This window comes from Vibrio syngnathi (assembly GCF_002119525.1).
Classification (GTDB): Bacteria; Pseudomonadota; Gammaproteobacteria; order Enterobacterales; family Vibrionaceae; genus Vibrio; species Vibrio syngnathi.
Window position 1 is genome coordinate 428,394 of sequence record NZ_CP017917.1, and the last position, 26,953, is coordinate 455,346.

General features: G+C 44.8%; 21 protein-coding genes and 3 pseudogenes. 15 read left to right on the forward strand and 9 right to left on the reverse strand.

The annotated features are described in order from the left end of the window. Positions 1-75 precede the first annotated feature (75 nt). The 4 genes and pseudogenes from K08M4_RS22545 to K08M4_RS16850 form a co-directional block, all read right to left on the reverse strand. Positions 76-1,002: pseudogene (locus tag K08M4_RS22545) on the reverse strand (phosphohexomutase domain-containing protein); the annotation flags it as partial. Between the two features lie 86 nt (positions 1,003-1,088). After that, positions 1,089-1,515, reverse strand: a pseudogene (locus K08M4_RS22550) (phosphomannomutase CpsG); the annotation flags it as partial. 16 nt (positions 1,516-1,531) lie between these two features. Continuing rightward, positions 1,532-3,067, reverse strand: coding sequence for a mannose-1-phosphate guanylyltransferase/mannose-6-phosphate isomerase (locus K08M4_RS16845; RefSeq protein WP_086050726.1), 1,536 nt, complete (start codon positions 3,065-3,067; stop codon positions 1,532-1,534). Positions 3,068-3,243: 176 nt separating this feature from the next. Next, the gene (locus K08M4_RS16850) at positions 3,244-4,359 is read right to left on the reverse strand and encodes a mechanosensitive ion channel family protein (RefSeq protein WP_086050727.1); all 1,116 of its coding nucleotides are present in this window, start codon (positions 4,357-4,359) and stop codon (positions 3,244-3,246) included. 184 nt (positions 4,360-4,543) lie between these two features. Between K08M4_RS16850 and K08M4_RS16855 the strand changes: the two genes are divergently transcribed. Then, a complete protein-coding gene (locus tag K08M4_RS16855) occupies positions 4,544-5,203 on the forward strand; it encodes a potassium channel family protein (RefSeq protein ID WP_086050728.1) in 660 nt (219 codons plus the stop codon). A 9-nt stretch (positions 5,204-5,212) separates the two neighbouring features. After that, positions 5,213-6,580, forward strand: a complete 1,368-nt coding sequence (locus K08M4_RS16860) for a TrkH family potassium uptake protein (protein WP_017075819.1) — start codon at positions 5,213-5,215, stop codon at positions 6,578-6,580. A 97-nt stretch (positions 6,581-6,677) separates the two neighbouring features. On the opposite strand, the gene msrB is transcribed toward K08M4_RS16860, so the two are convergent. Beyond that, positions 6,678-7,820 (reverse strand): peptide-methionine (R)-S-oxide reductase MsrB, encoded by a 1,143-nt coding sequence (msrB, locus tag K08M4_RS16865; protein ID WP_086050729.1) that lies wholly within the window; start codon positions 7,818-7,820, stop codon positions 6,678-6,680. A 198-nt stretch (positions 7,821-8,018) separates the two neighbouring features. Between msrB and K08M4_RS16870 the strand changes: the two genes are divergently transcribed. Beyond that, the gene (locus K08M4_RS16870; RefSeq protein ID WP_086050730.1) at positions 8,019-8,417 is read left to right on the forward strand and encodes an OsmC family protein; all 399 of its coding nucleotides are present in this window, start codon (positions 8,019-8,021) and stop codon (positions 8,415-8,417) included. Positions 8,418-8,553: 136 nt separating this feature from the next. On the opposite strand, the gene K08M4_RS16875 is transcribed toward K08M4_RS16870, so the two are convergent. From K08M4_RS16875 to phnW, 4 genes are all read right to left on the reverse strand, one after another. Then, positions 8,554-9,615, reverse strand: a complete 1,062-nt coding sequence (locus K08M4_RS16875) for an OmpA family protein (protein ID WP_086050731.1) — start codon at positions 9,613-9,615, stop codon at positions 8,554-8,556. Between the two features lie 351 nt (positions 9,616-9,966). Continuing rightward, a complete protein-coding gene (gene phnX / locus K08M4_RS16880) occupies positions 9,967-10,785 on the reverse strand; it encodes a phosphonoacetaldehyde hydrolase (protein ID WP_086050732.1) in 819 nt (272 codons plus the stop codon). A gap of 113 nt (positions 10,786-10,898) precedes the next feature. Beyond that, positions 10,899-12,356 carry an aspartate aminotransferase family protein gene (locus K08M4_RS16885; protein ID WP_086050733.1) on the reverse strand — a complete coding sequence of 486 codons (1,458 nt, stop codon included), beginning with the start codon at positions 12,354-12,356 and terminating at the stop codon, positions 10,899-10,901. Then, complete coding sequence (phnW, locus tag K08M4_RS16890; RefSeq protein ID WP_086050734.1) at positions 12,356-13,459, reverse strand: 2-aminoethylphosphonate--pyruvate transaminase; 1,104 nt, start codon at positions 13,457-13,459, stop codon at positions 12,356-12,358. The genes K08M4_RS16885 and phnW overlap by 1 nt, the downstream gene beginning before the upstream one ends. 326 nt (positions 13,460-13,785) lie before the next feature. On the opposite strand from phnW, the gene K08M4_RS16895 reads away from it, so the two are divergent. The 12 genes and pseudogenes from K08M4_RS16895 to K08M4_RS22160 all read left to right on the forward strand — a co-directional run. Further along, positions 13,786-14,796, forward strand: coding sequence for a putative 2-aminoethylphosphonate ABC transporter substrate-binding protein (locus K08M4_RS16895; protein ID WP_054542987.1), 1,011 nt, complete (start codon positions 13,786-13,788; stop codon positions 14,794-14,796). Positions 14,797-14,916: 120 nt separating this feature from the next. Next, on the forward strand, positions 14,917-16,338 hold the full coding sequence (locus tag K08M4_RS16900) for an FAD-dependent oxidoreductase (RefSeq protein WP_086050735.1): 1,422 nt from the start codon (positions 14,917-14,919) through the stop codon (positions 16,336-16,338). A gap of 222 nt (positions 16,339-16,560) precedes the next feature. Beyond that, a complete protein-coding gene (locus tag K08M4_RS16905; protein WP_086050736.1) occupies positions 16,561-17,670 on the forward strand; it encodes a putative 2-aminoethylphosphonate ABC transporter ATP-binding protein in 1,110 nt (369 codons plus the stop codon). Positions 17,671-17,691: 21 nt separating this feature from the next. Next, complete coding sequence (locus K08M4_RS16910; RefSeq protein WP_435532568.1) at positions 17,692-19,401, forward strand: putative 2-aminoethylphosphonate ABC transporter permease subunit; 1,710 nt, start codon at positions 17,692-17,694, stop codon at positions 19,399-19,401. A 68-nt stretch (positions 19,402-19,469) separates the two neighbouring features. Beyond that, a complete protein-coding gene (phnR, locus tag K08M4_RS16915; protein ID WP_086051499.1) occupies positions 19,470-20,174 on the forward strand; it encodes a phosphonate utilization transcriptional regulator PhnR in 705 nt (234 codons plus the stop codon). Positions 20,175-20,309: 135 nt separating this feature from the next. Continuing rightward, positions 20,310-21,212, forward strand: a complete 903-nt coding sequence (locus K08M4_RS16920) for an EamA family transporter (protein ID WP_086050738.1) — start codon at positions 20,310-20,312, stop codon at positions 21,210-21,212. A 200-nt stretch (positions 21,213-21,412) separates the two neighbouring features. Further along, the gene (locus K08M4_RS16925; protein WP_009845626.1) at positions 21,413-22,429 is read left to right on the forward strand and encodes a TRAP transporter substrate-binding protein; all 1,017 of its coding nucleotides are present in this window, start codon (positions 21,413-21,415) and stop codon (positions 22,427-22,429) included. A 65-nt stretch (positions 22,430-22,494) separates the two neighbouring features. Continuing rightward, positions 22,495-23,052 carry a TRAP transporter small permease subunit gene (locus K08M4_RS16930; protein WP_004730132.1) on the forward strand — a complete coding sequence of 186 codons (558 nt, stop codon included), beginning with the start codon at positions 22,495-22,497 and terminating at the stop codon, positions 23,050-23,052. Continuing rightward, positions 23,045-24,367, forward strand: a complete 1,323-nt coding sequence (locus K08M4_RS16935) for a TRAP transporter large permease (RefSeq protein WP_010428786.1) — start codon at positions 23,045-23,047, stop codon at positions 24,365-24,367. Before K08M4_RS16930 ends, K08M4_RS16935 begins: the two co-directional genes overlap by 8 nt. A gap of 118 nt (positions 24,368-24,485) precedes the next feature. Then, positions 24,486-24,983 (forward strand): gluconokinase, encoded by a 498-nt coding sequence (locus K08M4_RS16940; protein WP_017059513.1) that lies wholly within the window; start codon positions 24,486-24,488, stop codon positions 24,981-24,983. 3 nt (positions 24,984-24,986) lie between these two features. Continuing rightward, the gene (gnd, locus tag K08M4_RS16945) at positions 24,987-26,495 is read left to right on the forward strand and encodes an NADP-dependent phosphogluconate dehydrogenase (protein ID WP_086050739.1); all 1,509 of its coding nucleotides are present in this window, start codon (positions 24,987-24,989) and stop codon (positions 26,493-26,495) included. Positions 26,496-26,733: 238 nt separating this feature from the next. Then, positions 26,734-26,937 (forward strand): annotated as a pseudogene (locus tag K08M4_RS22160) (peptidase T); the annotation flags it as partial. Positions 26,938-26,953: the final 16 nt, after the last annotated feature.

Consider the following 26,953-nt stretch of genomic DNA (forward strand, 5'->3'; position numbering starts at 1 on the left):
AAAGCCCTTATTAGCAAATCGCTAGTAAGGGCTTTTTTATAGTTCTTAGTTGTAAATTGAAAGTGCCGTGTACTCTTAAATGAGAAAAGACAGTAACTCGTCGACTTTAAGCGAAAGCAAAGCTCTGTCTTGCTTGGTTTCTACATTAAGGCGTATCAATGGCTCTGTGTTGGATTGTCTTAGATTGAAGCGCCATGTTCCCATATCCACACTAATACCATCCATATAATCGATGTCTACGGCATTGTCACGATAGTGTGCTAGCACAGAAGCGATGACTTGCTCTGGATTGGATACTCTGCGATTAAGCTCTCCGGACGAGGGGAATCTATCCATACTTGCGCTGGTCAGTTGGTGAAGAGACTGTTGGGTTTTCGACATCAGTTCAATAACCAGTAGCCAAGGAATCATTCCTGAATCGCAGTGTCCAAAATCACGGAAATAATGGTGTGCGCTCATTTCACCCCCGTAGACAGCATTCGTTTCACGCATCTTCTCTTTGATAAGTGCGTGTCCCGCTTTAATCCCAATGGCTTTTCCACCATGCTTGTTGGTGACTTCAATCGTGTTCCATGTCATGCGCATATCGTGCAATACAGTGGCGTTCGGCTCTTTTAATAAGAATGCTTCAGCAAGTAACCCGACAATGTAATAACCCTCAATGTAATCGCCTTTCTCGTCAAAGAAAAAGCAGCGATCGAAGTCGCCATCCCAAGCAATACCAAGATCGGCCGAGCTTTGTAAAACGGCGTCTCTGGTGGCTGTTTGGTTTTCTTTAATCAATGGGTTCGGAATGCCATTAGGGAATGTTCCGTCAGGAGTATGGTGAACCTTGATGAAGGTGATCGGAATGTCGAGCGTGGCAAAGCGAGCTTCTAAATCATCAATGATACGCCCAGCGACACCGTTCCCTGCGTTCACCACAATCTTCATAGGTGAAAGATTAGACGGTGTTATATAGGAGAGTAGGTGGTCTACATAGGGAGCTAGAATATTCGCCGATGTCGAATACTTGTTTTTCTGTGAGTCATAGAGAGTCACATCGTCATAACACTTTGGAGCTAACGTTTCCATGTGAGCTAATGCCTCAAGGCGATGTTTAATCTCAGTCAGCCCACTCTGCTTGCTGATTGGGCTAGCGTTAGCACCGACTAATTTCATTCCGTTGTAATGGATTGGGTTATGGCTAGCTGTGATTTGGATTCCGCCAATCGCTTTTAGGTAACGAGTCGCAAAGTAGACTTCTTCAGTGCCAGTCATTCCAAGATCAATGACGTTTACCCCTGACTCGCTTAATCCTTTGGTCATGGCTTCTTGTAATGAAAGGGACGTTTCACGGTTATCTCGACCAATAACGACTTGAGCCGATGCATCTAAACCTTTGGCATTTCGTGATAGGAGATATTCACCAAACGCCTTTCCAAGCAGATAGGCAAACGGTTCATTGATTTGGCGACCAATGATGCCGCGAATGTCGTTGTTCTTAAAGCAGCTAAGATCTAATGTTGGTTTCATTTGATTGTCGCTGCTTCTATTTCGATTTTTTGTTCTGAAGCGGAGAAGCTTGTTCGCTTCGAATATCTCGCCCATAGCTGTCTTGATATCGAATGATATCGTCTTCACTTAAGTGACTGCCAGTTTGAACTTCAATCATTTCAAGAGGTGTCTCGCCAGGGTTCTCTAAGCTGTGAATATGACCTAACGGAATGTAAGTGGATTGATCTTCTTTGATTAGATACGTTTTATCGTCGTTGGTTACCTTCGCAGTGCCAGCCACTACTACCCAATGTTCTGCTCTATGGTGATGCATTTGCAGTGAAAGCTTATGGCCAGCGTTGACTGTAATGCGCTTCACTTTGTCACGCTTACCTAAATCGATCACATCGTATTTACCCCAAGGCCTAAAGACTTCTCGGTGGTGAATGTGTTCTGTTCGACCGGCTTGATTCAGTTGGCTGACAATCGATTTCACGCCCTGAACCTTGTCTTTATTCGCAACTAATATCGCGTCTTTGGTTTCGACAATGATCAGATTGTCGACACCTACAGTCGCAACCAGCTTATTTTCCGCATGAATATAGTTGTGTTGAGAATCGACGGTTAATACATCACCTTCAATGACGTTATTGTGCTCATCTTTGGCGCTTACATCCCAGATAGCAGACCATGAACCGATGTCATTCCAACCGACATCCATTGGGAGCACTGCGGCGTGTGAGGTCTTCTCCATCACAGCATAATCGATGGAATCACTCGGGCTGCTTTTGAATGCTTCAGCATCAATACGGATAAAATCGAGGTCGGTATTTTGCTTTGCAAGAGCAAGTTTACAAGCCGCTAATATCTCTGGGTGGTGTTCGGCGAGTTCTTCAATATAACGAGATGCCTTAAACATGAACATGCCACTGTTCCATAAGTACTGTTCTGAGCGGATGTACGCTTCTGCAGTTTCTCTATCGGGCTTTTCTACGAAGCATTCAATGGTGTAGGCGTGATGGATTGGTTGCACTGTAGCGTTGGTTTCTATTTGCAGGCTAGAGGGAAGTGGCTGGCCTTGTTTGATATAGCCATAGCCAGTCTCTGGAGCATTTGGGGTTATACCGAATGTCACCAGTTTCCCTTGTTTTGCGTAATCAACACCACGGCTAATTGTTTGTTGAAATTCAGAGGTTTTAGCGATGTGATGATCGGCCGCCAACACTAATAAGATAGGGTCAGATTCGTTCGATTTCTTATCCACTGATTTGCTTAGAGTCTGTAGGGCAGCAAGCGCAATAGCTGGGGCTGTATTTCTGCCTACAGGCTCTAATAGGATTCCACTGTGTTGGATTTTAGCGGCGCGGACTTGTTCTGCAGCAATAAAGCGATGTTCTTCATTACAGATGATGAGCGGGGCATCGCAGGTACTATCTGTTAAGTGCTTCTCAAGCCCTTGCAGGCGTTGAAGTGTTTGCTGAAGCATCGACTGTTCGCCAGCAATATTGAGAAATTGCTTAGGGTAAAGCTCGCGAGACAAAGGCCAGAGGCGGCTTCCGGAGCCGCCAGCTAGGATCACAGGTAAAATCATAGAGTGGTAATTAGGTGTATTTGAATACTGGCGCCATGTTACCACGCTTCACTCTGTTTATTTATCGATAACCAGTTTACTTATCAATAACGAACTTACATATCAATAACCGACTTACTTATCGATAACTCATCGACTTAACGAGAAGCTATAAACGGTCATCAATATAGCCGTGCTTATTGATGACCTTCTGGGTTGGAAATGACCATACCTTGCGCTTCGCCAAAATCTTGAGGATCGATCTTGAGTGTCTGTGTAGGGAATGCAATATCAGCATCGTGCTTATGAATAATCTCTAACACTTGTAATAACACATCCTGCTTAACTTTGTGGTATCTCACCCAATTGACTGTCTTTGTAAAAGTGTAGATAAAGAAGTTTAGTGTTGATGGCCCAAATTTATCAAAGTTCACGATGAGTGTTTGCTTGGCATCGATATCTTTGTGGTTTTCGAGCATGGTTTTTACGTCATCGACAATGAGAGCCAGTTTGTCTGCATCTTGATAACGAAGTCCAAAGGTTTCGTTGATTCTTCTGTTGAGCATTCTTGATGGGTTTTCCACCACGATGCTACTGAAAACTGAGTTCGGGACATAAAGTGGACGTTTATCAAAGGTGCGAATGATCGTCATGCGCCAGCCAATACGTTCGACAGTACCTTCGATTTGGCGGTCTGGTGAGCGTATCCAATCACCGACTTTAAAAGGACGGTCGAAGTAAATCATCATGCCGCCAAAGAAATTCGACAGTAGATCCTTTGCTGCCAAACCGACGATTAAGCCACCCACACCACCGAAGGTGAGTAAGCCAGATAGGCTCAGACCAAATGCCTGCATGATGGTCAGGCCGCCCATCACCATAAAGAACAAGCGAGCGACTTTAGCGATAGCTTGTACTGTGGTTTCGTCTCTGGTTTTTTGCTCTAAGACGTACGCTTCAGTGTTGGTGATCATTCGCAAGGTAAACCAAACGAAGGTACAGATAATTAATATGTGCTTAAGTGTTTTTAACCAATTAATTTCATTACCAAACTGGTCTTGAAGGATTAACCCCACAGAGACAGTTGCAGGCCAACACCAGAGTAATGTACTGACAGGCGTTTTTAGCGCCTCTAATAGTAGGTCGTCCCAGTGGAAAGGGGTTTTCTGAACCAGAATTTCTAAGCGATTATGGATAATTCGCCAAGCGACCCAAGCGAGAAAACTCGCAATAGTGATGAATAGGACGCTGCTTGCCCAATCACTATGGCTCTGGTTAATGTAGGTTTGTACTTGGGTTATGAATTCATTCATTGTGTGTACTGCCGCAGAAATAGTGGGTTAGAAATTAGCAGAAATCACTTTTGTTCTCTACCTTTATAAATCAAGCGATTAGCTGACAATTGTATCTCTATATGGATATATAGTCGTTTTTTTGTATGAAGACAATTTCGTTGCTTGTTTTCGATGCGACGTAGCTTTGTAAGTGGAGTAATAAATGAGTGACAAACAATATGCAGTTATTGGCTTGGGACGTTTTGGTCTCTCTGTCTGTAAAGAGCTACAAAGTTCAGGCTCACAGGTACTCGCTGTCGATATTGATGAAGAGAGAGTGAAAGATGCGGCGGCTTTTGTTTCTCAAGCGATTGTTGCGAACTGTACAAGCGAAGAGACAGTTAAAGAGTTAAGGCTCGACGAGTACGACATGGTGATGGTTTCAATTGGGGCTGACGTTAACGCCAGTATCCTGACTACATTGGTCGTCAAAGAGGCCGGGGCAAAAACGGTTTGGGTAAAAGCCAATGATAAGTTTCACGGCAAAATCCTTTCGAAAATAGGTGCCGATCATATCATCATGCCGGAACGAGATATGGGAATACGCGTAGCTCGAAAAATGTTAGATAAACGCGTCCTGGAATTCATAGATCTCGGTAGCGACCTAGCGATGACAGAAATCGTAATAGGGCATAAATTTTTAGGAAAACGACTCTGCGATTTAAACCTGTGTAAAGAAGCGGATGTACAAGTCTTGGGCTTTAAGCGCGGTCCTAACCTAACCAAAGCGCCGTCGTTGGATATCAGTTTGGAGATAGGTGATGTCGTTATTATTGCAGGACCGAAAACTCTCTTGGCTCATAAACTAAAAAACTTATCGTAAGGTGAGTATATGAATTCGTTAAATCGAAGAGGGCTGTTTTACGCTTTAGAGCAAGATAACAAGCGCAAAAAAGGCTCTGAACCTAAGGTTATCCTGACGAGCTTTCTTGCGGTGCTTATTCCTTCTGCCATATTGCTGACTCTGCCTGTTTTTTCGGTTACAGGGTTAAGTTTTACGGATGCATTATTTACGGCTACATCAGCGATCAGTGTGACTGGACTAGGCGTGGTCGATACTGGTGAGCATTTCACCTTGTCTGGAAAGATTTTGCTGATGTTTTTGATGCAAGTGGGTGGCTTGGGGCAGATGACGTTGTCTGCGGTACTGCTCTACATGTTTGGAGTTCGGTTAAGCTTGAAACAACAAGCATTGGCGAAGGAAGCGCTTGGACAAGATCGTAAGGTTAACCTCCGAAAGTTAGTCAAGAAGATTATCATCTTTGCATTGGTTGCGGAGTGTCTTGGTTTCGTGTTGCTCTGTTTCCGTTGGGTTCCTGAAATGGGTTGGGCAACGGGAAGCTTTTATGCGCTTTTTCATGCGATTTCAGCGTTCAATAACGCAGGCTTTGCCCTATTTTCAGACAGTATGATGAGTTTTGTCGATGATCCATTGGTGATCTTTACCTTAGCGGGCCTATTTATCTTTGGTGGACTAGGTTTTACGGTGGTTGGCGATCTCTCTAGTAATTGGCGTAGAGGATTCAAACACCTTCATCTACACACTAAGATAATGTTAACGGCGACACCGACTTTATTGTTAGTAGGCACAGTGATGTTTTGGTTATTGGAGAGGAATAACTCAACAACGATGGAAGGTTTGTCTATCCAAGGTCAGTGGCTTGCGGCTTTTTTCCAGTCTGCTAGCGCACGTACTGCTGGTTTCAATAGCGTAGACTTATCGCAGTACACACAACCTGCATTGTTGGTGATGATAGTACTGATGCTGATTGGTGCAGGCTCAACTTCTACAGGGGGCGGAATTAAGGTATCGACCTTTGCCGTGGCATTTGTTGCGACCTGGACTTTTCTACGTCAGAAAAAACATGTGGTGATGTTTAAACGTACGGTAACGTGGCAAGCGGTAACAAAGTCATTGGCCATTATTGTGGTCAGTGGCGCGCTATTAACTACCGCGATGTTTTTGTTAATGCTTACTGAAAAAGCGGCGTTTGATCGAGTGATGTTTGAAGTGATTTCTGCTTTTGCAACGGTTGGGTTAACGGCGGGACTAACAGCCAATCTTTCTGAGCCTGGGAAATACATCATGATTGTCGTGATGGTAATAGGGCGTATTGGTCCTTTGACTTTGGCGTACATGTTAGCTCGTCCAGAACCGTCCTTATTGAAATACCCAGAAGATACGGTGTTGACGGGTTAATAATGTTAATAGGTTAGTAAAAAAGATTTGTTAGTCATAACAAAGCCAGCGATATGCTGGCTTTGTTGTTTATGGTTAGATTTTTATGCAGAGCTATTTAACCCTCAAACATTTCCACGTATTCCTCATAACCTTGTTCTGCTAATTTATCTGCAGGGACAAAACGCATTGCAGCTGAATTCATGCAGTAGCGTAAACCTGTTGGCTTTGGACCATCTTTAAATACATGACCTAGATGAGAGTCACCAAATTTACTGCGAACCTCAGTTCTTGGGTATAGCAGCTTATAGTCAGTCGTCGTTACGACATAAGCCTCGCTGATTGGTTGGGTAAAGCTCGGCCAACCTGTACCTGATTTGTACTTATCTTTTGAAGAGAACAATGGCTCACCAGTCACTATATCGACGTAAATGCCTTCCTGCTTGTTATCCCAATACTTGTTGTCAAACGGGCGCTCTGTTGCGTCGTCTTGTGTGACATCGTATTGCAGTGAAGTTAGAGATGCTTTGATCTCTGCATCAGACGGCTTCACGTAGGTCTTAGCGTTGGCTGTTGCATTCTTACTGTCGATGATCTGACGGAGTGTTTGTGGGTTTTCTTTTCTATCCTCGCCGAAGATTTTATCTAGGTACTGATCACGACCCGAAGCATAGCGGTAGTAGTTATAACGAACTTTGCTCTTTTTGTAATAATCTTGGTGATAGTCTTCCGCTGGCCAAAATTTTCCAAATTCAATCAGTTCTGTTTTTAATGGCTTCCCAAAAATCTGAGCTTTGTCGATTTCCATCATGAAGCTCTGAGCGACGTCTTTTTGCTCTTGGTTATGATAGAAAATAGCAGGTCGATATTGAGGGCCTCTATCTACGAATGAGCCTTTGTCATCGGTTGGGTCGATGTGTCTGAAGAACTGATCAAGCACTTGCTCGTAGCTAACCACTTCAGGGTTATAAGTCACATTGATCACTTCGATGTGTCCAGACTTGCCTGATGAGACTTGTTTGTAGGTTGGGTTTTCTAATTCACCACCGGAATAACCAGAGATAACGTCGGTGACACCGGTCAGTTTTTCTAGGTCGGATTCTGTACACCAAAAACAACCACCAGCCAGTGTCGCGATTTCACTTTTACCTGAATCCATCGCTTTATCCATTGTATTGGCAGTGCCAGTTTGGCTTACAAATAGCGAAGTCAGTGGTAGTGCAACCACGAGTGATACCAATATTTTAGATAACTTATTCATAGATACCTCATCTTGACGTTTTTCTCATTCGATTTTGAATGTACGAATAGAGACAGGGTTTAGATGGAAAAAATTGCACTATTCATGAAAAAAATTATCTCAAATAGAAAATCTTGCTCATCAATGCTGCCAGTAGTAGGGTGTCCACTATTGATATAATAGATAATGATGGCGGTTTTCGTACATCTAAGGAACAGCATGCAAGCAGAAGTTAAATGGGTCGAAGGCTTTAAATTCCTAGGTCAATCTCAGTCAGGTCATTCTGTCGTTATGGATGGCAGTGGCGGTGCTACGGCGCCAAGCCCTATGGAAATGGTGTTAATGGCTGCTGGCGGTTGTAGCTCTGTTGATGTGGTTGATGGCTTGAAATCTGCAGGTCAAAACATCACCAGCTGCAATGTAAAGCTTGAAACGACACGTCGTGAAACGGCACCAAAGATCTTTACTGTGATTAATATTCACTTTGAAGTGTCTGGTGATAATCTTGATCCTGAGCTTGTCGCTAAGGTATGCGTGGATTCATTAGAAAAGTACTGTTCAGTATGTCTAATGCTAGGTGCTGGCGTAGAGATGACCCACAGTTGGGAAATAGTCTAGTCTCTGATTGTACACTTGGCGGTAGACTGATTTATACAGCTTATGGCTTACGGTTTATAGGCATAGCCAGATTAAGAAAGGGGCGGAGCACTTGAAAGTGCTCCGCCCTTATTATTTTAACTAAGGTAGAGTGCTATTATTGAGCAGTTTCTACGATAACTTCTTCCATTTGCGCTTTTTCTTGGTATTCGAAGCTTGGGATCGTTGCGTCAACACGACGGTTTTGCGCACGACCTTCAGCTGTAGCGTTTGATGCTACAGGGTTTTCTTCCCCTTCGCCTGAAGCTGTAATGCGGTCTGCCTCAATGCCTTGCTCTTCAATGTATGCGGCTACAGCAGCAGCACGCTTCTTAGAGATCATCATGTTGTACTCTGCTGCACCTGTTGAATCGGTGTGACCAACAACATTAACTGATGATTGAGGGTGAGCTTGCAGTACTTCAACTAATGGCATTAATGCAGTTTTGCCTTCTGAAGATAATTCAGTGCTGTTTGTCTCAAACATACCTTGAGAGAAGCTTTCAGTTTTCGCTTTAGTAACCACAACTTCTTCTTCAACAACAACGACTTCTGGTTCGGCAATTGGCTCTGCAGGAGCCTGTGTTATAACGGCTGCAGAAGCGGCTGCTGCTGAAGCCGTTGTGTTACCTGTACCAAAGTTGTAGCTAAGGCCAACGGTAACAAGGTTAGAGTTTAAGTCTTGCACGAATTTATCATCGAAATCATCGAAGTATTGATATTCAACACGCAGTGCCCAGTCTTCAGCGAATTGCTTTTCAGCACCGATACCAAGAGACAATACTACGTCATCTTCGTCATCGTGCATGATGTAAGCTGGGCCGGCTTTGAAGAAGATATCAAATTTTTGTTGGATAGCGAGTCGATACATAGGGCTCAGAGAGATAGCGACGATTGAATCACTATATTGCTTCAAAGTTCCTGTGCTGTTAAAGCTTGTATCGTAGTCTCCTAGGTAGTCTGCGCTCAGTTCAAGAGCAAACTTGTCAGAAAAGTTGTAGCCACCGTAAAGGCCACCCGCAACAGAATCATCTTCGCATTTAACGCCATCGACACAGGCACTATCTAGCCAACCCATGCCCACTTTTGCACCAACATAAGTGGTTGCAGCAATAGAAGGAGCTGCCGCTAAGCCGGAAGCTGCGACGACAGCACACATGATTTTAGAAAGTTTTTTCATAATCTTATCCTTGGATTAATTTTTATTGTTATCTGAACTGGCCTGGAAAGCGATAACTTACTGGCTAAGACACTGCGACCGTAAGTAAATCAAGGCGTTGATTCAGGTGGAGCTTTTAAGACACTACTAATATATTGTTAGTCTGATTGCGTATGATAGTCAATCAGATTGTTGGTATTCATAGTTTTCAAGGCGCTATTTATAGCTTTTTTGTTGATCAATTGTTGTCTTAAATGTTGGAAACGATGAAACCTCGTATCATTTTTGGGTGATATGAGGTTTCATCTTTTTGTGTGAACGGATTATTTGGCTACATAATCTGAGTTGTAGGGTGGAGCGGAGCTTTAGCTGTTACGGGCGTTCACCGTCTAACAAACGCTTTTCGATATCTGCAATCACTCCAGGTAAGTCGGCGATGGTATCGATCAGGTAGTGCGGGTTTGATTTGTTTAGCTTAATGCTTGCTTTTTCTCGCGCAGCTGCAAGTGTCGCTTCGTCGGCATCCACATATTCTTGGTAGGTTAAGCCTGCTTCGTTGCCTGATAGTACAAGTCCAACTGTCCACATGCCTGCGTTGTGGCCTTCATCGATACCTGGTGCCGCGTCATCTACTTTCACACACGCAGCGACGTTCGTCACACCTAGGTCAATGACGTTTTTAAGCGCCATGAATGGAGCAGGGCGACCGCCTTGCGGTAAGTCATCAGTTGCAACTACGTTGTCAGGAAGATAACCGTAAACTGCTGCAGCTGGAATCAGTACGTCCATCACCTCTCGTGGGTAACCAGAACAAGAGCCAATTTTTACGTTCTTTTCTTTTAAGTTATTCACCACTTCAATCGCGTTTAAAACTGGTGCTGCGTGGTCTGCTACTTTTGCTTTCTGAAGAGGCATGAATGCCGCGTAGATCGCATCAACGTCTTCACTGGTCATGGAGCGTCCGAATTGAGCATTCCAACGAGCGTCAACAGCTGGAATTCGACCAACCGCTTGGATGTGCTCCCATTTGCCGATACCCATAGGTTCACGCGCTTCTGCTAGGTCGATATCAAAGTCAAAACCTTGTCTGAATGCTTCTACAAAAATACTGGTTGGAGCAAATGATCCAAAATCAACGATAGTGCCTGCCCAGTCAAAGATAACCGCTTGGATAGGTGATGTTGTGTTCATAATAATGTCCTATTTTTGTGTCACTGCCAGTTCAAAAGTACTGGGGGACGAATGATTTTTTAGGTTATTGGTTGCTTGAAATTATGGCTTCAAGACATGCTTTAAAAGGAGATTCAAAGGTATTCAAAGTCTTTACAGACTTTTGCTATCGCTTTTTCAAATACAGACAGAGCGCCTTCTAGTTCGCTGCGGCTGATGATCAATGGTGGGCTCAACTGGATCACGTTACCTTGTGACACCTTAAAGCTCAGGCCATCGTTCAGACATTGGTAAAGTACGGCTTCCGCTTCATCGAACGCTCGGGTTTTGGTGATATGATCGGTGACCAACTCAACGCCCCAAAGTAGACCGATGCCGCGAACGTCGCCAATGACTGGGTACTTCTCTTTCATTTGAAGCAGGTGTTCTCGTACGAATACGCTGTCTGCTTGCACTTTTTCAAGTAGGTTTTCTTGCTCAATCACTTCCATGGTAGCCAGTGCTGCCGCGCAGCCAATAGGGCTTTTCTCATGGGTGTAATGACCAAGTGATACTTGCGCTGCCGTGTTGTATTTGTCTTTAGTGATCATGGCTGCAATTGGTACTAAGCCGCCGCCAAAACCTTTACCGATACAAAGGATGTCAGGTTCGATATCAAAAGCTTGGTGAGTGAACCATTCCCCGCTTCGACCCATGCCGTTAGGAATGTCGTCGATGATCAACATGACGTTGTGCTTATCGCAGATCTCACGGATTCGCTTCCAGTAGGCTTTGCTTGGAACTTGAACGTCTGTGTTACGCACTGCTTCGGCAATGAAGGCGCCGATACCACCTTCTTTTTCAATCACGTACTCAAGGTAATCCGCATAATGCACATCACATGCGGTCTCGTTGTTATCGCCTGAGCTAAACTCACTTAACGGAAATCTAGCGCGACGCGAAAAAGAGTCATTAAGGGGGAAAGCACCACGATAAGAAACCGCTGGTGGAATGCGTTCTACGCCAGCCATTAATGGTCCCATGCCTTCGCGGAAACAAGCTTCACCACCTACTGAAATTGCATCGAGTGACGCGCCATGGAATGAGTCCCACAATGACACTACTTTGAAATTGTTGGTGACATGTCGAGCAAGTTTTAGCGCCATGCCGATCACTGATGTGCCACCGGGAGCAAACAATACGCGATTCAAATCACCACCGCAGATCTGTGTGAGTTTCTCAGCACACTGAACCGCAGTTTGATTGGTGAAGCGACGGGGTGAAAACGGCAATGACGCCATTTGTTGAGTCACCTTATTGATGATGTGTGGGTGACCATAACCTAGCTGGTGAACATTATTGCCGTGAAAGTCCATGTACTTCTTGCCCGTCGCATCTTGAATGTAGATGCCTTCAGCGGCTGTAAGTGTGTCTAGGCAAGGCGTTGACATGGCTTGATGAAGAAACACGTCTGAGTCACGTTTTAACATCGCTTGAGTTGCATCATCGTTTAGCGACTCGTTCCATTTTTCGCGTGCTGGCGTGGTGTTCACATCGCCTTCGCTTCGAAAGTGTGTGGCCTTTAGAATCGGCTCTTGATTGGTCGTCGTCATTATTTGATGTCCCAGTACATAGCGTTTTTCACCGCGCCAATTAGGTCTTCAATGTCTGACGGGTAAACTTCACCGATGTTACCGATACGGAAGCAGTCTGCGTTTGAAACCTTGCCCGGATAAATCACAAATCTTTGCTCTTTCAAACGGTCATAGAACTCCTTGAATTGGTAATCGCTATGAGTTGGAGAGTAGAAAGAAGTAATGATAGGTGAATGAAGATCATCATTAAGCAGTGGCTCAAAGCCAAGAGAGCGCATACCTGCAACCAATGTAGTTTGGTTGGTTTGGTAGCGACTATGACGAGCTTCGATGCCGCCTTCTTGTTCCAATTCAAGTAGAGCTTGGTAGAAAGCGCGCACTGTATGAGTCGGAGAGGTGAAGCGCCATTTCCCATGGTTGCTTTCCATACAGTGCCATTGGTCAAACAAATCAAGGCTTAATGAGCGAGCTTGGCCTTTACACTTCTCGAGATCTGATTGCTTTGCAATAACAAAGCCGAACCCCGGTACGCCTTGAATACACTTGTTTGCCGAGCTGATCATGTAATCGATACCTAAGTCAGCAATATCCATAGGGATGCCACCAAAGCTCGACATCGCATCTAGAATGACGGTTTTGTTGTGCTGCTTTGCCAATTTGGCGATGTCTTCGATTGGATTCAACATACCCGTAGTGGTCTCACAATGCACAATCGCAACGTGAGTAATGTCTGAATCCATAGCCAATGCAGTCTCCATTTCGTTCAAGCCAGGCTGTGATGTTTCACCTGGGGAAACGACATGGCATGGAATGTTTAAATATTCTGCGATTTGAGCAATCCGAGCCCCATACGCACCGTTGTCAACAACAAGAAGCTTACCGCTTTTAGAGATAACGCTACCGATTGTTGCTTCAACTGAAGCGGTGCCGCTACCTTGCATTAGTACGCTCGTGTAACCCGTTTGCTTAGTCGCCAAAGTCACTAGCTTGCTACGAATCACTTCAACAACGTCTTTGTTGTATTCATCATCCCACGTACACCAATCTTTTAGCATCGCTTGGCGAACGGTTTCAGAAGTAGATAGAGGACCCGGTGTCAGTAGTAGGTATTCGTTTCTCATGTTCAATTCTCGTGATTCATATTTTGGACTATACCAATATTTACGGTTACTTTAACAACCAATTTAAACGGTCGTAAATAGCCCAAACGTTATTTTCACAAAAGCTTCATATTCAAATTTGTCACTGGTGCTGATCAATTTTCCGATCTTTAAACTGCCATTTTTTGTTCATTTAATCGTCATAAAAGCCAGTTAGCTTAATACTCGAAATCTGGTACATACCAATGCAAAGGTGTGTGTTAACAACCTAAATGAATTTATGGACATAGAAGCCTCTTGATGGGGCTTCTAGCTTCTAACCTTGGCATCGGGCCTGACTGGAGAAAATGATGAAAAACCGTTTTATGAAAGGATCACTTGCAGCGTTAGTAACTCTACTCGCTGGTAATGCTTATGCAGCACAGGAAGTGACGGTTTACACCGCTTTTGAAACTGACATTTTAGCGAAATACAAGAACGCATTTGAAAGTGAAAACCCAGACATCAACATCAAGTGGGTACGTGATTCAACTGGGATTATGACGGCAAAATTATTGGCCGAAAAAAACAACCCGCGTGCAGAGGTAGTTTGGGGACTTGCTGGTTCTTCAATGGCACTGCTTAAAGAAGAGGGCATCCTGAAACCTTATACGCCTCAAGGTGTAGAAGCATTACGCGCTAACCTTAACGACCCACAGTCTACTCAAGCTTGGTACGGTAATGATGCATTCTTCAATGCAGTTTGTTTCAACGAAGTGGTCGCTAAGCAATTGAACCTACCGGCACCTAAGTCTTGGGATGACCTAACGAAACCTATCTACAAGGGCCACATTGCTATGCCAAACCCAGCATCTTCTGGTACGGGCTACATGCAGGTTTCGGCTTGGTTACAAAACATGGGTGAAGACCAAGGTTGGAACTACATGCAGAAGCTAGATCAAAACATTGCTCACTACACGCACTCAGGTTCGAAGCCATGTGTTCAAGCGGGTATGGGTGAAGTGGCTATCGGAATCTCTATGGCGAGTCGTGGTGCGAAGCTGAAAACTCAAGGCGCGCCACTTTCTGTGATTACACCGGAAGGTATCGGTTGGGAATCTGAAGCGGTAGGTCTTGTTAAGCCTTCAGATGCTGCACAACGTGTTATCGATTGGTCTATCTCTAAAGCAGCGAATGAACTTTACATCGAAATGTACCCAGTTGTTGGTCACCAAGATGTGACAGGCAAAGCAGAGAACTTCCCTAATGTAGAAAAGAACATGGCAAAAATGGACTTCGCTCGCATGGGCAGTGAACGTGCAGACGTTCTTAAAACATGGTCTGACAAGTTTGACGCTAAATCAGAGCCAAAATCTTAATCTGACGACCTATTCAGTTACTTAACTATTTAGTTCATTAGAAGTTAGAAATCAGTAAAGGAAGGCTTCGGTCTTCCTTTTTTAGTTTTACGCCTTTAGGTTTTAAGTAAGGTACAACAAATGACAAAGCACTACTCATATTGGTTCAAGCAAGCATTGGAACAGGAATTTGGCAGCATCAATGCTGGGCTAGAATCCGCTAAACCGCTTCAAAAAGACGTTAACTGTGATATCGCCATTGTCGGTGGTGGTTACACCGGTTTATGGACAGCGATTTTAATCAAACAACAACAGCCTCAAAAGCACGTTGTGGTGATTGAAAAAGGTTTGTGTGGCAGCGGTGCTTCTGGCGCCAACGGCGGTTGCATGCTGACGTGGTCAACTAAGTATCCGACGCTGAAAAAGCTCTACGGAAAAGCACAAGCGAAATGGTTGGTTAAGGAATCGGAAAAGGTTATATACGAGATCGAAGATTTCTGTAACGAACACAACATTGATGCGCACCTGTATCGCAGCGGTACTTATTACACGGCGACCAATGAAGCTCAAAAGGGCGGAATGAAGCCTGTGATTAATGAGTTGGTCAAGCAGGGTATCAATAGCTGGAAGAAGTGTGATAAGTCTTTGGCTGATAAAGCGGGGTCGGATCGCCACATTGAAGGTTACTACTCAGAAGCTGCGGGTAGCGTTCAGCCAGCTTTATTGGCGAGAGGCTTGCGCCGCGTTGCGATCGAATTGGGGATCGAAATTTACGAAAATACAGAGATGACTTCTCTTGATTACGGCTCACCAGCTCGCGTCCAAACTAAGGAAGGGACGATAACTTCCGATAAAGTGATCTTAGCGCTCAATGCATGGATGCTCGATCACTTTAAAGAGTTCAAACGCAGCATTGTGGTTGTCTCGTCTGACATGGTAGTGACCAAGCCTATTCCAGAAAAACTCAGGCAGTTTGGTCCCGAAAAAGGAGCGGCGATAGTGGACTCACGCATCTTTGTTCATTACTACCGTGACACTGAAGATGGACGACTCATGTTGGGCAAAGGCGGCAATAAATTCTCGTTTGCAAATCAGGTTGAAAGCATGTTCAACCAAACGACTAACTACCTGCCGATCCTCAATCAATCTTTCCAGAAATTGTTCCCTAAACTGGAACAGAATGAATTCGATTACAACTGGTCGGGCGGTTCAGACCGATCCGTCACAGGATTGCCATTTTTCGGTAATCTAAAAGGCCAAAACAACATCTATTATGGCCTCGGTTACTCAGGTAATGGTGTGGCTCAAACTCGCATGGGAGGCAAAATTTTGTCTTCAATGGTGTTAGGAGATGATAACGAATGGACACGTAGTGGCTTAACTAGCGGTCCACGAGGCTATTTCCCACCAGAGCCATTCCGTTGGGTTGGGGCAATGATGGTTAGAGATGCTGTTCGAAGAAAAGAGAACGCGGAAGACTCTGGCAACACGCCATTGTGGCTGGATAAACAATTGGCAAAGCTCGCGGGTGCGGCAGGTAAAGCCGACAAGGTTGAATCATAAATTAATCTAGCGTTTAAATTAGAGGTTTACATTAAGGCTCTCAGTGACTTATGGGCTAGTTATTGAGGGCTTTCTGAATTAACTTTCAAAGCTGAACGAGTAGCAATCTTTAATGCTTATTATTTCTGCAATGTAACTGTCATTTAGCTTCTATAAATTTGTCACTCAACTGCAATGTTCAAAGTTTAAATTTGGTATATACCATTTAAAGAGTGCTGTAGTATGAGCAACCAAACTTATTTGAATATTGAAAACGTTGTAAAGCAATTTGGCCAATTTACAGCGTTAAAAGACATCTCCCTATCGATAGACAAAGGCGAGTTCGTCTGCTTCCTTGGCCCCTCTGGCTGTGGAAAAACCACCTTATTACGTGCGATTGCAGGACTGGATTTACCGACCTCAGGCTCAATTGAGCAGAATGGAGCGGATACGACCTTCTTGCCACCAGAAAAGCGTGACTTTGGCATCGTGTTCCAGTCTTATGCTTTGTTTCCAAATCTCACCGTTGAAGAAAACATCGCGATTGGGTTGAAGAACCAAGGGATGTCGACCAAAGAAGCTCTTGAGACGGTTGAGTCTTGGTTAGAAACCATTAGCTTACCAACATCTGGCCAAAAGTATCCGAATCAACTGTCTGGCGGACAACAGCAGCGTGTTGCTTTGGCTCGCGCATTGGCTCTTTCTCCAGGCTTGTTGTTACTGGATGAGCCGCTTTCTGCGTTGGATGCGAAGGTAAGAACACACCTGCGTGACGAGATTTGCCAACTGCAACGCAAGCTGGGGATCACCACTATTATGGTGACGCACGATCAAGATGAAGCCTTGACGATGGCAGACCGAATTGTGGTGATGAACCATGGTGTCATTGAGCAAGTAGGTGCCCCACAAGAGATCTACCAAAAACCAGTCAGTCGTTTTGTCGCTGAGTTTGTTGGCAGCATGAACTTCATTCAAGCTTCTGTTGCTGTGCAAGGCAAGGTGCGTATTGCTGAGTCGATGCTACCGTTACCTCGCTTAGACAATCTCACGCCAAAACTTGGTGAGGTTTTTGATATTGCCGTTCGTCCAGAGCAAATCCAATTTGTTGATCGTTTTAGTGAATCCTTACCCGTGAGAATCGTATCAAGCGAGTTCCTCGGGGCGTTTTATCGTGTTGAGTGTCAATTGCAACATGACTCAACGGCGAAAGAGATCATCGTTGATGTATCAGTTAAAGAGTTCAATCGATTGAAACTGCGTCGCAGTGATATTCGTTACGTAGCATTTGATCAAGAAGGTCTTAGAGCTTACTCATCGAAAAGCCTGCAAGTGATGAAAGACGAGGCGGCGTAAATAATCATGGAATCGACTCAAATGATGCAATCTAAGCTGCTAGTTCAACGACGAATACAGCCTTTTCTGGCTCGGTTAAGCAAAGACAACGTAATTCTATTTGGTCTGCTGGCCTTTTTGTCTGTGGTCATGACGCTATTCATTCTGATGCCACTGTGGGCAATGTTGAAAAAGAGTGTTCAGAACGCAGACGGTGAATTTGTAGGATTACAGAATTTCGCAACATATTTTGCTTCGCAGAGCCTTTGGCAGTCGGTAGGAAATACGTTCTCGCTTGGGTTGTTAGTGACCGTTGTCGTGGGGGTACTAGCTTTTGGTTATGCCTATGCGTTGACTCGTTCATGCATGCCTTTCAAGGGGCTTTTTCAGGTGTTGGGTTCAGCGCCGATTCTTGCTCCGTCGTTGCTTCCTGCTATCAGTTTGATCTTCTTATTTGGTAATCAAGGTATCGCAAAAGAAGTCTTGGGTGGCAACTCGGTTTATGGCTTGATTGGTATCTCACTGGGCCTGATATTCTGGACGTTTCCACACGCCTTAATGATTTTAACTACTTCATTGAGAACCTCTGACGCTCGTCTTTATGAGGCGGCACGTGCACTCAATACTTCATCGCTAAAAACCTTCTTCATGGTGACGTTACCTGCGGCAAAATACGGTTTGATAAGTACCTTGATCGTTGTATTTACGCTGGTGGTTTGTGATTTTGGTGTGCCAAAGGTGATCGGTGGTAGCTACAACGTTCTGTCTACCGATATCTTTAAGCAGGTAGTAGGGCAACAGAATTTCTCTATGGGCGCGGTGACTAGCATCCTATTGCTATTGCCTGCGTTGCTTGCGTTTACCGTTGACCGCTGGGTTCAAAAGAAACAAAAGAGCTTGTTTGATACTCGCTCCGTCGCTTACCAACCAGAGCCAAACACTCTACGTGATGGCGTGTGTTTACTCTATTGCACCGTAATTTCAGTGGCTGTTGTTATCGTGCTAGGCATGGCGATATACGGATCTATGGTCACTTTCTGGCCTTGGAATAAAACGCTAACGCTAAATAACTATAACTTCGCAGAGATGAGTACTTATGGTTGGACGCCATTTTTCAACTCTTTAACCCTCGGCGCTTGGACTGCGATTATCGGTACCGTATTGATTTTCTTGGGTGCTTATTGCATTGAGAAAGGCCGCGCTTTCGGTCCTGTTCGTCAAGCAATGCAAATGCTCAGTGTGGTACCGATGGCGGTTCCGGGTATGGTGTTGGGTTTGGGATATATCTTCTACTTCAATGACTTGAGTAACCCACTCAACTTCTTGTATGGCACGATGGCGTTCTTGGTGATTAATACGGTGGTTCACTACTACACAGTCGGCCACATGACAGCGTTAACCGCATTAAAACAGCTGCCTGAGGAAATAGAAGCGACGGCGGCGTCGGTTAACCTACCGCAATACAAGCTGTTCTTTAAAGTGACGGTGCCGGTTTGTTTGCCTGCGATTTTAGATATTGCGACATACCTGTTTATTAATGCACTTACCACGACATCTGCGGTAGTATTCTTGTATTCTACCGATACGATACCTGCGTCAGTTTCAGTACTGAATATGGATGATGCGGGACAAACGGGTGCAGCAGCTGCCATGGCGGTGATGATCATGATATCGGCAGCGAGCGCGAAGTTGATTCATATGTTAATCAACAAGTTATTCGAGAAGCGCACCCAGGCTTGGCGTAAACGCTAAAGAACTATTTTATATTGCAGTTGGCCAAGGAGTGGCTGACGACAAGAACAAGAATGAAAGGAAATGAAGTGCAGTACGTAAAAATCAAAGATGTCATCGTAGAGCAGATAGAGTCGGGGATGTTAACACCACGACAGAAACTGCCTGCGGAACGTAAGCTGGCTGAATCGTTTGATACGACTCGAGTTACCTTACGTGAAGCCTTGTCTTTACTTGAAGCGGAAGGGCGCATTTATCGAGAAGACCGACGTGGTTGGTTTATCTCTCCCGAGCCGCTTCGTTATGATCCAACACAAACGCTGAACTTCACCAATATGGCTCTGTCGCAGAACCGTAAGCCGAAAACAGAATTAGTGGCAGCGAAAGGCATGTTAGCAACCAAGGAAGCAACTAAGCTTCTTGAGCTGCAACCTTTTTCGGATGTTTATCGAGTAGACAGAGTTCGTTATCTTGAAGACAGACCCGTTGTGTATGTGACCAACTACATTCGACCTGAGCTGTTCCCTAACTTGCTTGACTACGACTTGTCTAAGTCGTTGACGGACATCTACCGAGAACACTTTGGTGTGGTGTATCAGAAGATTCGCTACCGAGTGAGCACAACGTCTTTGCTTGGCGAAACCGCGCAAGCTCTGCGTGCGACTTCTGGTTCTCCGGCTATGGTGGTTGAGCGTGTTAATTACAATCAAGACGGTGATTTGATTGATTGCGATATTGAATATTGGCGTCATGACGCGATCAGTATCGAGTCGATAGCGCAGTTAGAGCGTTAGTCGAACGTTAGAACATCGGCACACCTCGCTTTGGGGTTTTGCCCAACTGGAATGATCAAAGGTCTCTTATCTGGAGGCCTTTTTTATCCCCTGTTTTCAGCGACTGCTTTTATTAGTCAATAATTTAGGAATGAAATGGAATTCTCTGCCACTGTCATCGTGATCATTTCGGCTTTGCTTCATGCGGTTTGGAACGTTTTAGGTAAATCTAATCAAGGTTCGGGCTCGTCTTTCTTCTTGGCCTCTGGTTTTACCGCTGCCGCGATATTGACGCCTTACTTGATCTGGTATGTACACAGTGTTGGCCTGTCAAATATCTCAATTCCATTTTGGCAATTGGTTTTCTTGAGCGGGATTTGCCAAATCATCTATTTGATCGGCTTGGGCGCAGCCTATAAACAGGCTGATATCGGCGTGATTTACCCAATGGCCCGAGCTCTTCCGGTTCTAATGGTTGGCTTGGGTACTGTGTTGATTGGTTATGAACTGTCGTCTAATCAATGGATTGGGTTCACCTTGATTACCTTGGGTTGTTTGTTTGTCCCGTTGAAGCAATTCTCTGAGTTGAGGCTTAAGGCCTACCTAAACCTTGGCGTGTTGTGGGCGCTCATCGCCGCAATAGGTACCACGGGTTATTCGATTATTGATAAAGAGGCACTTCTATTATTGGAGCCTCTAAGCACACTTAGTACCACAAACAAGCACACCGCGATTTTCTACCTAGGCATTCAGTTTTGGGCGATTGTGATTCCGCTGAGTGTTTGGTTATTCGTAACCAACCAAAGAATCGAATTTCATAATGCTTGGATACTGCGAAAGAAAGCCACAGTGGCCGGCATCATGATGGCTTCGACTTATGGTTTGGTGTTGTTTGCGATGACCATGACAGAGAACGTCAGCTTGGTTGTTGCTCTTAGGCAAGTAAGTATCATCTTCGGCGTAGTGATGGGGATCTACTTTTTAAAGGAAAAGTGGCACGTTACACGTGGTGTAGGCGTCGTTTTTATCATTGCTGGCTTAGTTATCTCACTGACTTAAAAAGAAATTAAACTCTACCTCCAACCTATAATGTGACTTTTCAGTCGCATTTTTCTTATTGATAGCAAACGTTTTACTAATGTTAAAGATGTGATCCTTCTCATAGACAAGGTTGTAAAGTTACCGGTAACATTCATCTCAACGTTACCGGTAACATATAATAACAAGCCGGACTCTGTGAAACTCATAAGGATACCCAAATGAAAGCTCTGACTAAAACGCTGATTGCCGCTTCCCTCACTGGTCTATTTGCTACTTCAGCAATGGCTGCAGACTTTAAACTTAAGATTCAATCTTCAGATCCATCTGGTGATTTGAACTTCAAGGTTCAGCAGAAGTGGGCCGAGCGCGTAGAAACGATGTCTAACGGACGTATCGACATCGATCTACTTCCTGTTGGTGCTGTGGTTAAGCACACAGAAACGCTAGGCGCGATCAAAATGGGTATCTTAGATGGCCACATCACTGCAACAGGTTACTTCTCTGGTAAAGATCCAGCATTCGGCCTAATCGGTAACATGGTTGGCGCATGGTCAGACACAACGCAACTGCTTCAGTACATGAACTACGGCGGCGGTAACGAGCTAATGACTGAACTGTATAAGCCTTACGGTGTTCAGTTCGTTGGTGCTTCTACTACGGGTGTTGAGTCTTTCATTTCTAAAAAACCAATTGATGGTGTCGCGGATCTTAAAGGTCTTAAACTGCGTGCACCTGAAGGCCTAGTACAACAAGTATTTGCAGCTGCGGGTGCGACTCCAGTAAACCTGCCGGGTTCTGAAGTATTTACTGGCCTGAGCAAAGGCGTAATTGATGCCGCGGACTACACAGTATTTTCAACAAACCAAAAAGCGGGCATGAACGACATTGCTACCCACCCAGTTCAACCGGGCTTCCACTCACTGCCGCTTATCGATATATCTATTTCTCAGAAGAAATGGGACAAGATGCCAGCTGATCTACAAACAATGCTGCAAACATCAGTGCGTGACTTCTCTTACGACATGACGACTCAGCTGAAAATGGCTGACCAAGCGGCACTTAAAGAAGCTCAAGCGAACCCAGAAATCACTATCCACGACTGGTCTCAAGAAGAACGTAAAAAGTTCCGTGAAATCGCGAAAGGTCAATGGAAAGTATTTGCAGAGCGTTCTGATAACGCAGGAAAAGTTTACACCTCAGTGACTGTGTTCCTAGAAGAAAACGGCTTACTGTAATTCAAACTTAGTTTACTGACGGGGGAGGGCACTGCTCTCCCGTATTCTCCCAGGAAATTTGGCTCATGACCGATAAAATCCCCCACGCCCCAGCTGAAAACGACGAGCAACCAAGAAATGCGCTTGATCGTTTTGTTATAAAGTTCAGTAATCTCGTTAGCTGGTTGTTTATTTTTACTGTATTGATTTCATTTTATGAAGTTGTGATGCGTTACGCATTCGATGCCCCGACCACATGGGTACATGAAACAGCTTCTTTCATCGGCGGTTCTTTATTCATTATTGGTGGTATCTACGCGTTTGCTGCGAATAAGCACGTGCGTGTGGTTCTTATTTACGACTCAGTGTCTAACCAAGCACGTAAATATCTTAATCTTGTTCACCACATTGTGGGTTTGGCCTTTGCTGGCATGCTCGCTTATGCGGCTTACTTCACCGCAGAGGAAGCATGGTTTGCACCATGGGGTGAATTCCGCCTTGAAACATCAGGTTCAGTGTTAAACGCGCCTTATCCTGCATTGCTTAAAGGTCTGATCTTTGTCGTTTTGTGTGTTCTTGTTGTCCAGTTTGTATTGCACCTAATCCAAGAGTTGATGGGTCTAAGGAAGAATGACGATGTTTGATTTATCTTCTATTGGTATCGCATGGGGCAGCTTGCTCATGCTGGTTATGATGATTGGCTTGCTACTCACTGGTATGCAGCTGGCCTTCGTAACAGGCTTTGTCGCGATATTCTTTACTCTATGTTGGTTTGGTCCTGATGCCCTGCCATTGATCGCAAGCCGTACCTACAGCTTTGCTTCTGGTTATGTTTTCCTCGCCGTTCCCATGTTCGTATTGATGGCGGCTTTATTAGACCGTTCGGGTATCGCGCGTGATCTGTTTGATGCCATGAAATCCGTTGGCCGCAAGGTTCGTGGTGGCGTTGCAGTACAGACGTTATTGGTAGCCGTGTTATTGGCTTCTATGTCGGGCGTTATCGGTGGTGAAACGGTACTACTAGGTATTCTTGCACTACCACAAATGCTTCGTTTGGGTTATGACCGAAAGCTTGCTATCGGTACAACTTGTGCGGGTGGTGCACTAGGCACCATGCTTCCACCAAGTATTGTACTTATCATTTACGGCATGACAGCCAGCGTATCGATTGGCGACTTGTTCAAAGCGTCTTTCTTGCCAGCGTTTATCCTGGCGGGCTGTTACATCGGCTACGTATTGATTCGCTGTAAGCTGAACCCTTCCCTTGCGCCAATTCCAAGTGATGATGAGACAGAAGAAGACATTGCAAATCAGCCTAGTTACTTCAAGGCTCTGTTCTTCCCACTGCTCTCTGTAGCAACGGTGTTGGGCAGTATCTACACAGGTATCGCTTCAGTAACAGAAGCTTCTGCCTTGGGCGTGGTTGGTATCATGATCAGTGCGCTAATCCGTGGTGAACTGAACTTCAGTATGTTGAAAGAGAGTGCCATCGCAACCATGCGTACCTGCGGCATGATCATGTGGATCGGTATCGGTGCAAGTGCATTGGTTGGTATCTACAACCTAATGGGCGGTATTGATTTTGTTGAAGAAACCATCCTTGCTCTCAGTGGCGGTAATGCGACAGTAACGCTGCTAATCATGATGGCTATCCTGTTGGTACTTGGTATGTTCCTTGACTGGGTAGGTGTAGCACTTTTAACAATGCCAATCTTCGTTCCAATCATCACTGGCCTTGGCTTCGACCCCGTTTGGTTCGGTGTTGTGTTCTGTCTAAACATGCAGGTGTCGTTCTTATCGCCACCGTTTGGTCCTGCGGCTTTCTACCTAAAATCGGTAGCACCAAAAGACATCAGTTTGGGTGAGATTTTCTCTTCACTACTGCCGTTCATTGCACTTCAAGTACTGGTTCTGGCACTGGTTATTATCTTCCCTCAGCTTGCGCTTTGGTGGCAATAACAGCGAAGGTTCCAGAGCGAATCTAATGTTCAGGAACCGATCATCAGCAACACAAGTTTAACTATTAGATTCGATTGTCAGCCCCTGTTTTGGTTGGGGCTTAGGGAAGGCTTGCCTTATGAAAAGCAAAAAAATACTCGTGATGGGCGTATCTGGATGCGGAAAAAGCCTAATTGGTAGCCGTATCGCACAGGCTTTAGAGCTTCAATTCTTTGATGGCGATGACTTCCATCCGCAAAGCAATGTAGAAAAAATGCGTCAAGGTATTCCGCTGACTGACGAAGATCGTCAAGGATGGCTAGAAACACTCAACAAGCAATACATTGAGCAGCCAAGTGCTGTGATTGCATGTTCTGCATTGAAACCTCAATATCGCGACATTCTACGGAAGAACAATGAAGGTTTAGTTATCGTGTACCTACAAGGTAGCTTCGACACCATTTGGAACCGCCACAAAGCGCGCGAGAACCATTACTTCAATGGTCAAGAAATGTTGAAAAGCCAGTTCGCAACCTTGGTTGAACCGAATGAAGCCGATGCGTTGTTTGTTGATATCTCACAAGATGTCGAACAGGTAGTAGAAAGCGCACTCAAACAAATTAAGCAGATAGGCTAAACCATGACTCAGTTAAAAAACGACATCGCGATGATTGGTTTAGGAGTGATGGGCAAAAGCCTAGCACTCAACCTACTGGATAACGGCTTTAACGTTGCTGGCTTTGACTTGAATACAGACAACATTGATCGCGCCAGTTCAGAAGCAAAGCTGCTTAATGAATCGTTTACTGGTAAAGGTAAGTTCACACAAGGGGCTAGCCTTGAGCATGTGCTGCAAGGGCTAGCTAAGCCGCGTGTAATCGCGTTGTCGGTTCCTGCTGGAAAACCTGTCGATATCGTCGTGAATAGCTTGCTTGATGCTGGCTTAGAAAAGGATGACATTGTTATCGATACAGGCAACAGCCTTTGGACAGATACCGAAGCACGCGAAGTGAACTACAAAGGCAAGCTTCGTTTCTTTAGCACCGCTGTTTCTGGTGGAGAAGAAGGGGCTCGTGTTGGCCCTGCGCTCATGGCGAGTGGCGACCAATCGGCTTGGCAATATGTGAAACCAATGTGGGAAGCGATTGCTGCAAAAGTGGATGCTAATGGACTACCTGTTGGTCAGTTTGAAGCGGGTGAAGCGTGCGCGGCGTATGTTGGTCCTTCTGGTACAGGGCACTATGTAAAAATGGTACACAATGGTATTGAATATGCCGACATGCAGCTAATTTGTGAAGTTTACCAGTTCATGCGTGATGTGCTTGATATGCCAGCTCAAGAGATTGGACAAGTCTTTGAGCAATGGAACAATGGTGTACTTAATAGTTACCTGATGGAAATCAGTGCCGATATTCTTCAACAAGAAGATGTTGTAACGGGTAAGCCGTTCGTTGAGGTTGTGCTTGATAAAGCAGGGCAGAAAGGCACGGGTTTGTGGACAGCAGTTAACAGCCTTCAAGAAGGGTGTCCAACCCCAACCATTGCACAGGCGGTTTATGCACGAGCGATGAGCGGTCAAAAATCACAACGTATTCAAGGTAGTCAGCTTCTAAAGGGCAATATTGCTGATGCTAGCCAGTTGGATAAAACAGAGGTTATTTCTGAGCTTCACGATGCTCTATACTGCGCCAAGTTGTCTGTTTACGCGCAAGGCTTTGATTTACTGAAAACAGCGTCAGACAAAGAGGGGTGGAATCTCGATTTCACTCAAATTGCTAAGATTTGGCGAGCGGGTTGTATTATTCGTGCAGCATTCTTACAAGGTATTACATCGGCTTATCAACAAAATGGTGAGCTGGCGAACCTGTTGTTTGATGAGGCTTTCATCAAACAAGTGGAAGAGCGTGAGCTTGCTTGGCGCATCGCGGTAGCGAACTCAGCTCTGTATGGTGTGCCGATGCCGGGAATCAGCTCTGCTCTGAGTTACTTCGATTCATTACGTTGTGAGGTGTTGCCTGCAAATCTGCTGCAAGCGCAACGTGACTATTTTGGTTCTCATACTTATTCGCGAGTCGATAGAGATGAAGCAGAAAAGTTTCACGTGACTTGGAGTCAGTCTCCAAGAACTGAAGTAAAAGTGAACGCTTAAACAATCGATAACGCCCTCAAATAAGAGGGCGTTATTTTTATTCGTTTTAAACCAAAACAAACATGTCGAACAAATCTATTAACTACTGACGCCACCATAACGTATGACCATCATCTCAACATGACTATCATAGGTTGCGCACCTTTGGTTGTGGGGATTATAGATTCCCTTGATTACTTCATGGTTGTTATAGAAAAGTTTTCCCCAAATTGAAAAGATGTTTAATGATTTCGATTATTACAATAATGCTGGAATAGAAATGCGCTCAATTCCTTCGCGTTATGGTTATGACGGAACTGTTTTATCTCAAAAGGTCATTCCTTTTCCGAACTTGTTTACTGGCGCACATTACTTCCCCTCAATTTATGAATACTTACCCGTAGAGTCTTTGAAAGCGGCAAGTGCTGTAGTTCAAGAGAATATCAAAATAATATATAGTAAATTTGCAAATTGTAGTG

Bases quoted from the DNA above. Each gene is read 5' to 3' on its own strand.
- K08M4_RS16845 (WP_086050726.1), bottom strand. From the start codon at position 3,067: ATGATTTTACCTGTGATCCTAGCTGGCGGCTCCGGAAGCCGCCTCTGG.
- K08M4_RS16850 (WP_086050727.1), bottom strand. From the start codon at position 4,359: ATGAATGAATTCATAACCCAAGTACAAACCTACATTAACCAGAGCCAT.
- K08M4_RS16855 (WP_086050728.1), top strand. From the start codon at position 4,544: ATGAGTGACAAACAATATGCAGTTATTGGCTTGGGACGTTTTGGTCTC.
- K08M4_RS16860 (WP_017075819.1), top strand. From the start codon at position 5,213: ATGAATTCGTTAAATCGAAGAGGGCTGTTTTACGCTTTAGAGCAAGAT.
- msrB (WP_086050729.1), bottom strand. From the start codon at position 7,820: ATGAATAAGTTATCTAAAATATTGGTATCACTCGTGGTTGCACTACCA.
- K08M4_RS16870 (WP_086050730.1), top strand. From the start codon at position 8,019: ATGCAAGCAGAAGTTAAATGGGTCGAAGGCTTTAAATTCCTAGGTCAA.
- K08M4_RS16875 (WP_086050731.1), bottom strand. From the start codon at position 9,615: ATGAAAAAACTTTCTAAAATCATGTGTGCTGTCGTCGCAGCTTCCGGC.
- phnX (WP_086050732.1), bottom strand. From the start codon at position 10,785: ATGAACACAACATCACCTATCCAAGCGGTTATCTTTGACTGGGCAGGC.
- K08M4_RS16885 (WP_086050733.1), bottom strand. From the start codon at position 12,356: ATGACGACGACCAATCAAGAGCCGATTCTAAAGGCCACACACTTTCGA.
- phnW (WP_086050734.1), bottom strand. From the start codon at position 13,459: ATGAGAAACGAATACCTACTACTGACACCGGGTCCTCTATCTACTTCT.
- K08M4_RS16895 (WP_054542987.1), top strand. From the start codon at position 13,786: ATGATGAAAAACCGTTTTATGAAAGGATCACTTGCAGCGTTAGTAACT.
- K08M4_RS16900 (WP_086050735.1), top strand. From the start codon at position 14,917: ATGACAAAGCACTACTCATATTGGTTCAAGCAAGCATTGGAACAGGAA.
- K08M4_RS16905 (WP_086050736.1), top strand. From the start codon at position 16,561: ATGAGCAACCAAACTTATTTGAATATTGAAAACGTTGTAAAGCAATTT.
- K08M4_RS16910 (WP_435532568.1), top strand. From the start codon at position 17,692: ATGATGCAATCTAAGCTGCTAGTTCAACGACGAATACAGCCTTTTCTG.
- K08M4_RS16920 (WP_086050738.1), top strand. From the start codon at position 20,310: ATGGAATTCTCTGCCACTGTCATCGTGATCATTTCGGCTTTGCTTCAT.
- K08M4_RS16925 (WP_009845626.1), top strand. From the start codon at position 21,413: ATGAAAGCTCTGACTAAAACGCTGATTGCCGCTTCCCTCACTGGTCTA.
- K08M4_RS16930 (WP_004730132.1), top strand. From the start codon at position 22,495: ATGACCGATAAAATCCCCCACGCCCCAGCTGAAAACGACGAGCAACCA.
- K08M4_RS16935 (WP_010428786.1), top strand. From the start codon at position 23,045: ATGTTTGATTTATCTTCTATTGGTATCGCATGGGGCAGCTTGCTCATG.
- K08M4_RS16940 (WP_017059513.1), top strand. From the start codon at position 24,486: ATGAAAAGCAAAAAAATACTCGTGATGGGCGTATCTGGATGCGGAAAA.
- gnd (WP_086050739.1), top strand. From the start codon at position 24,987: ATGACTCAGTTAAAAAACGACATCGCGATGATTGGTTTAGGAGTGATG.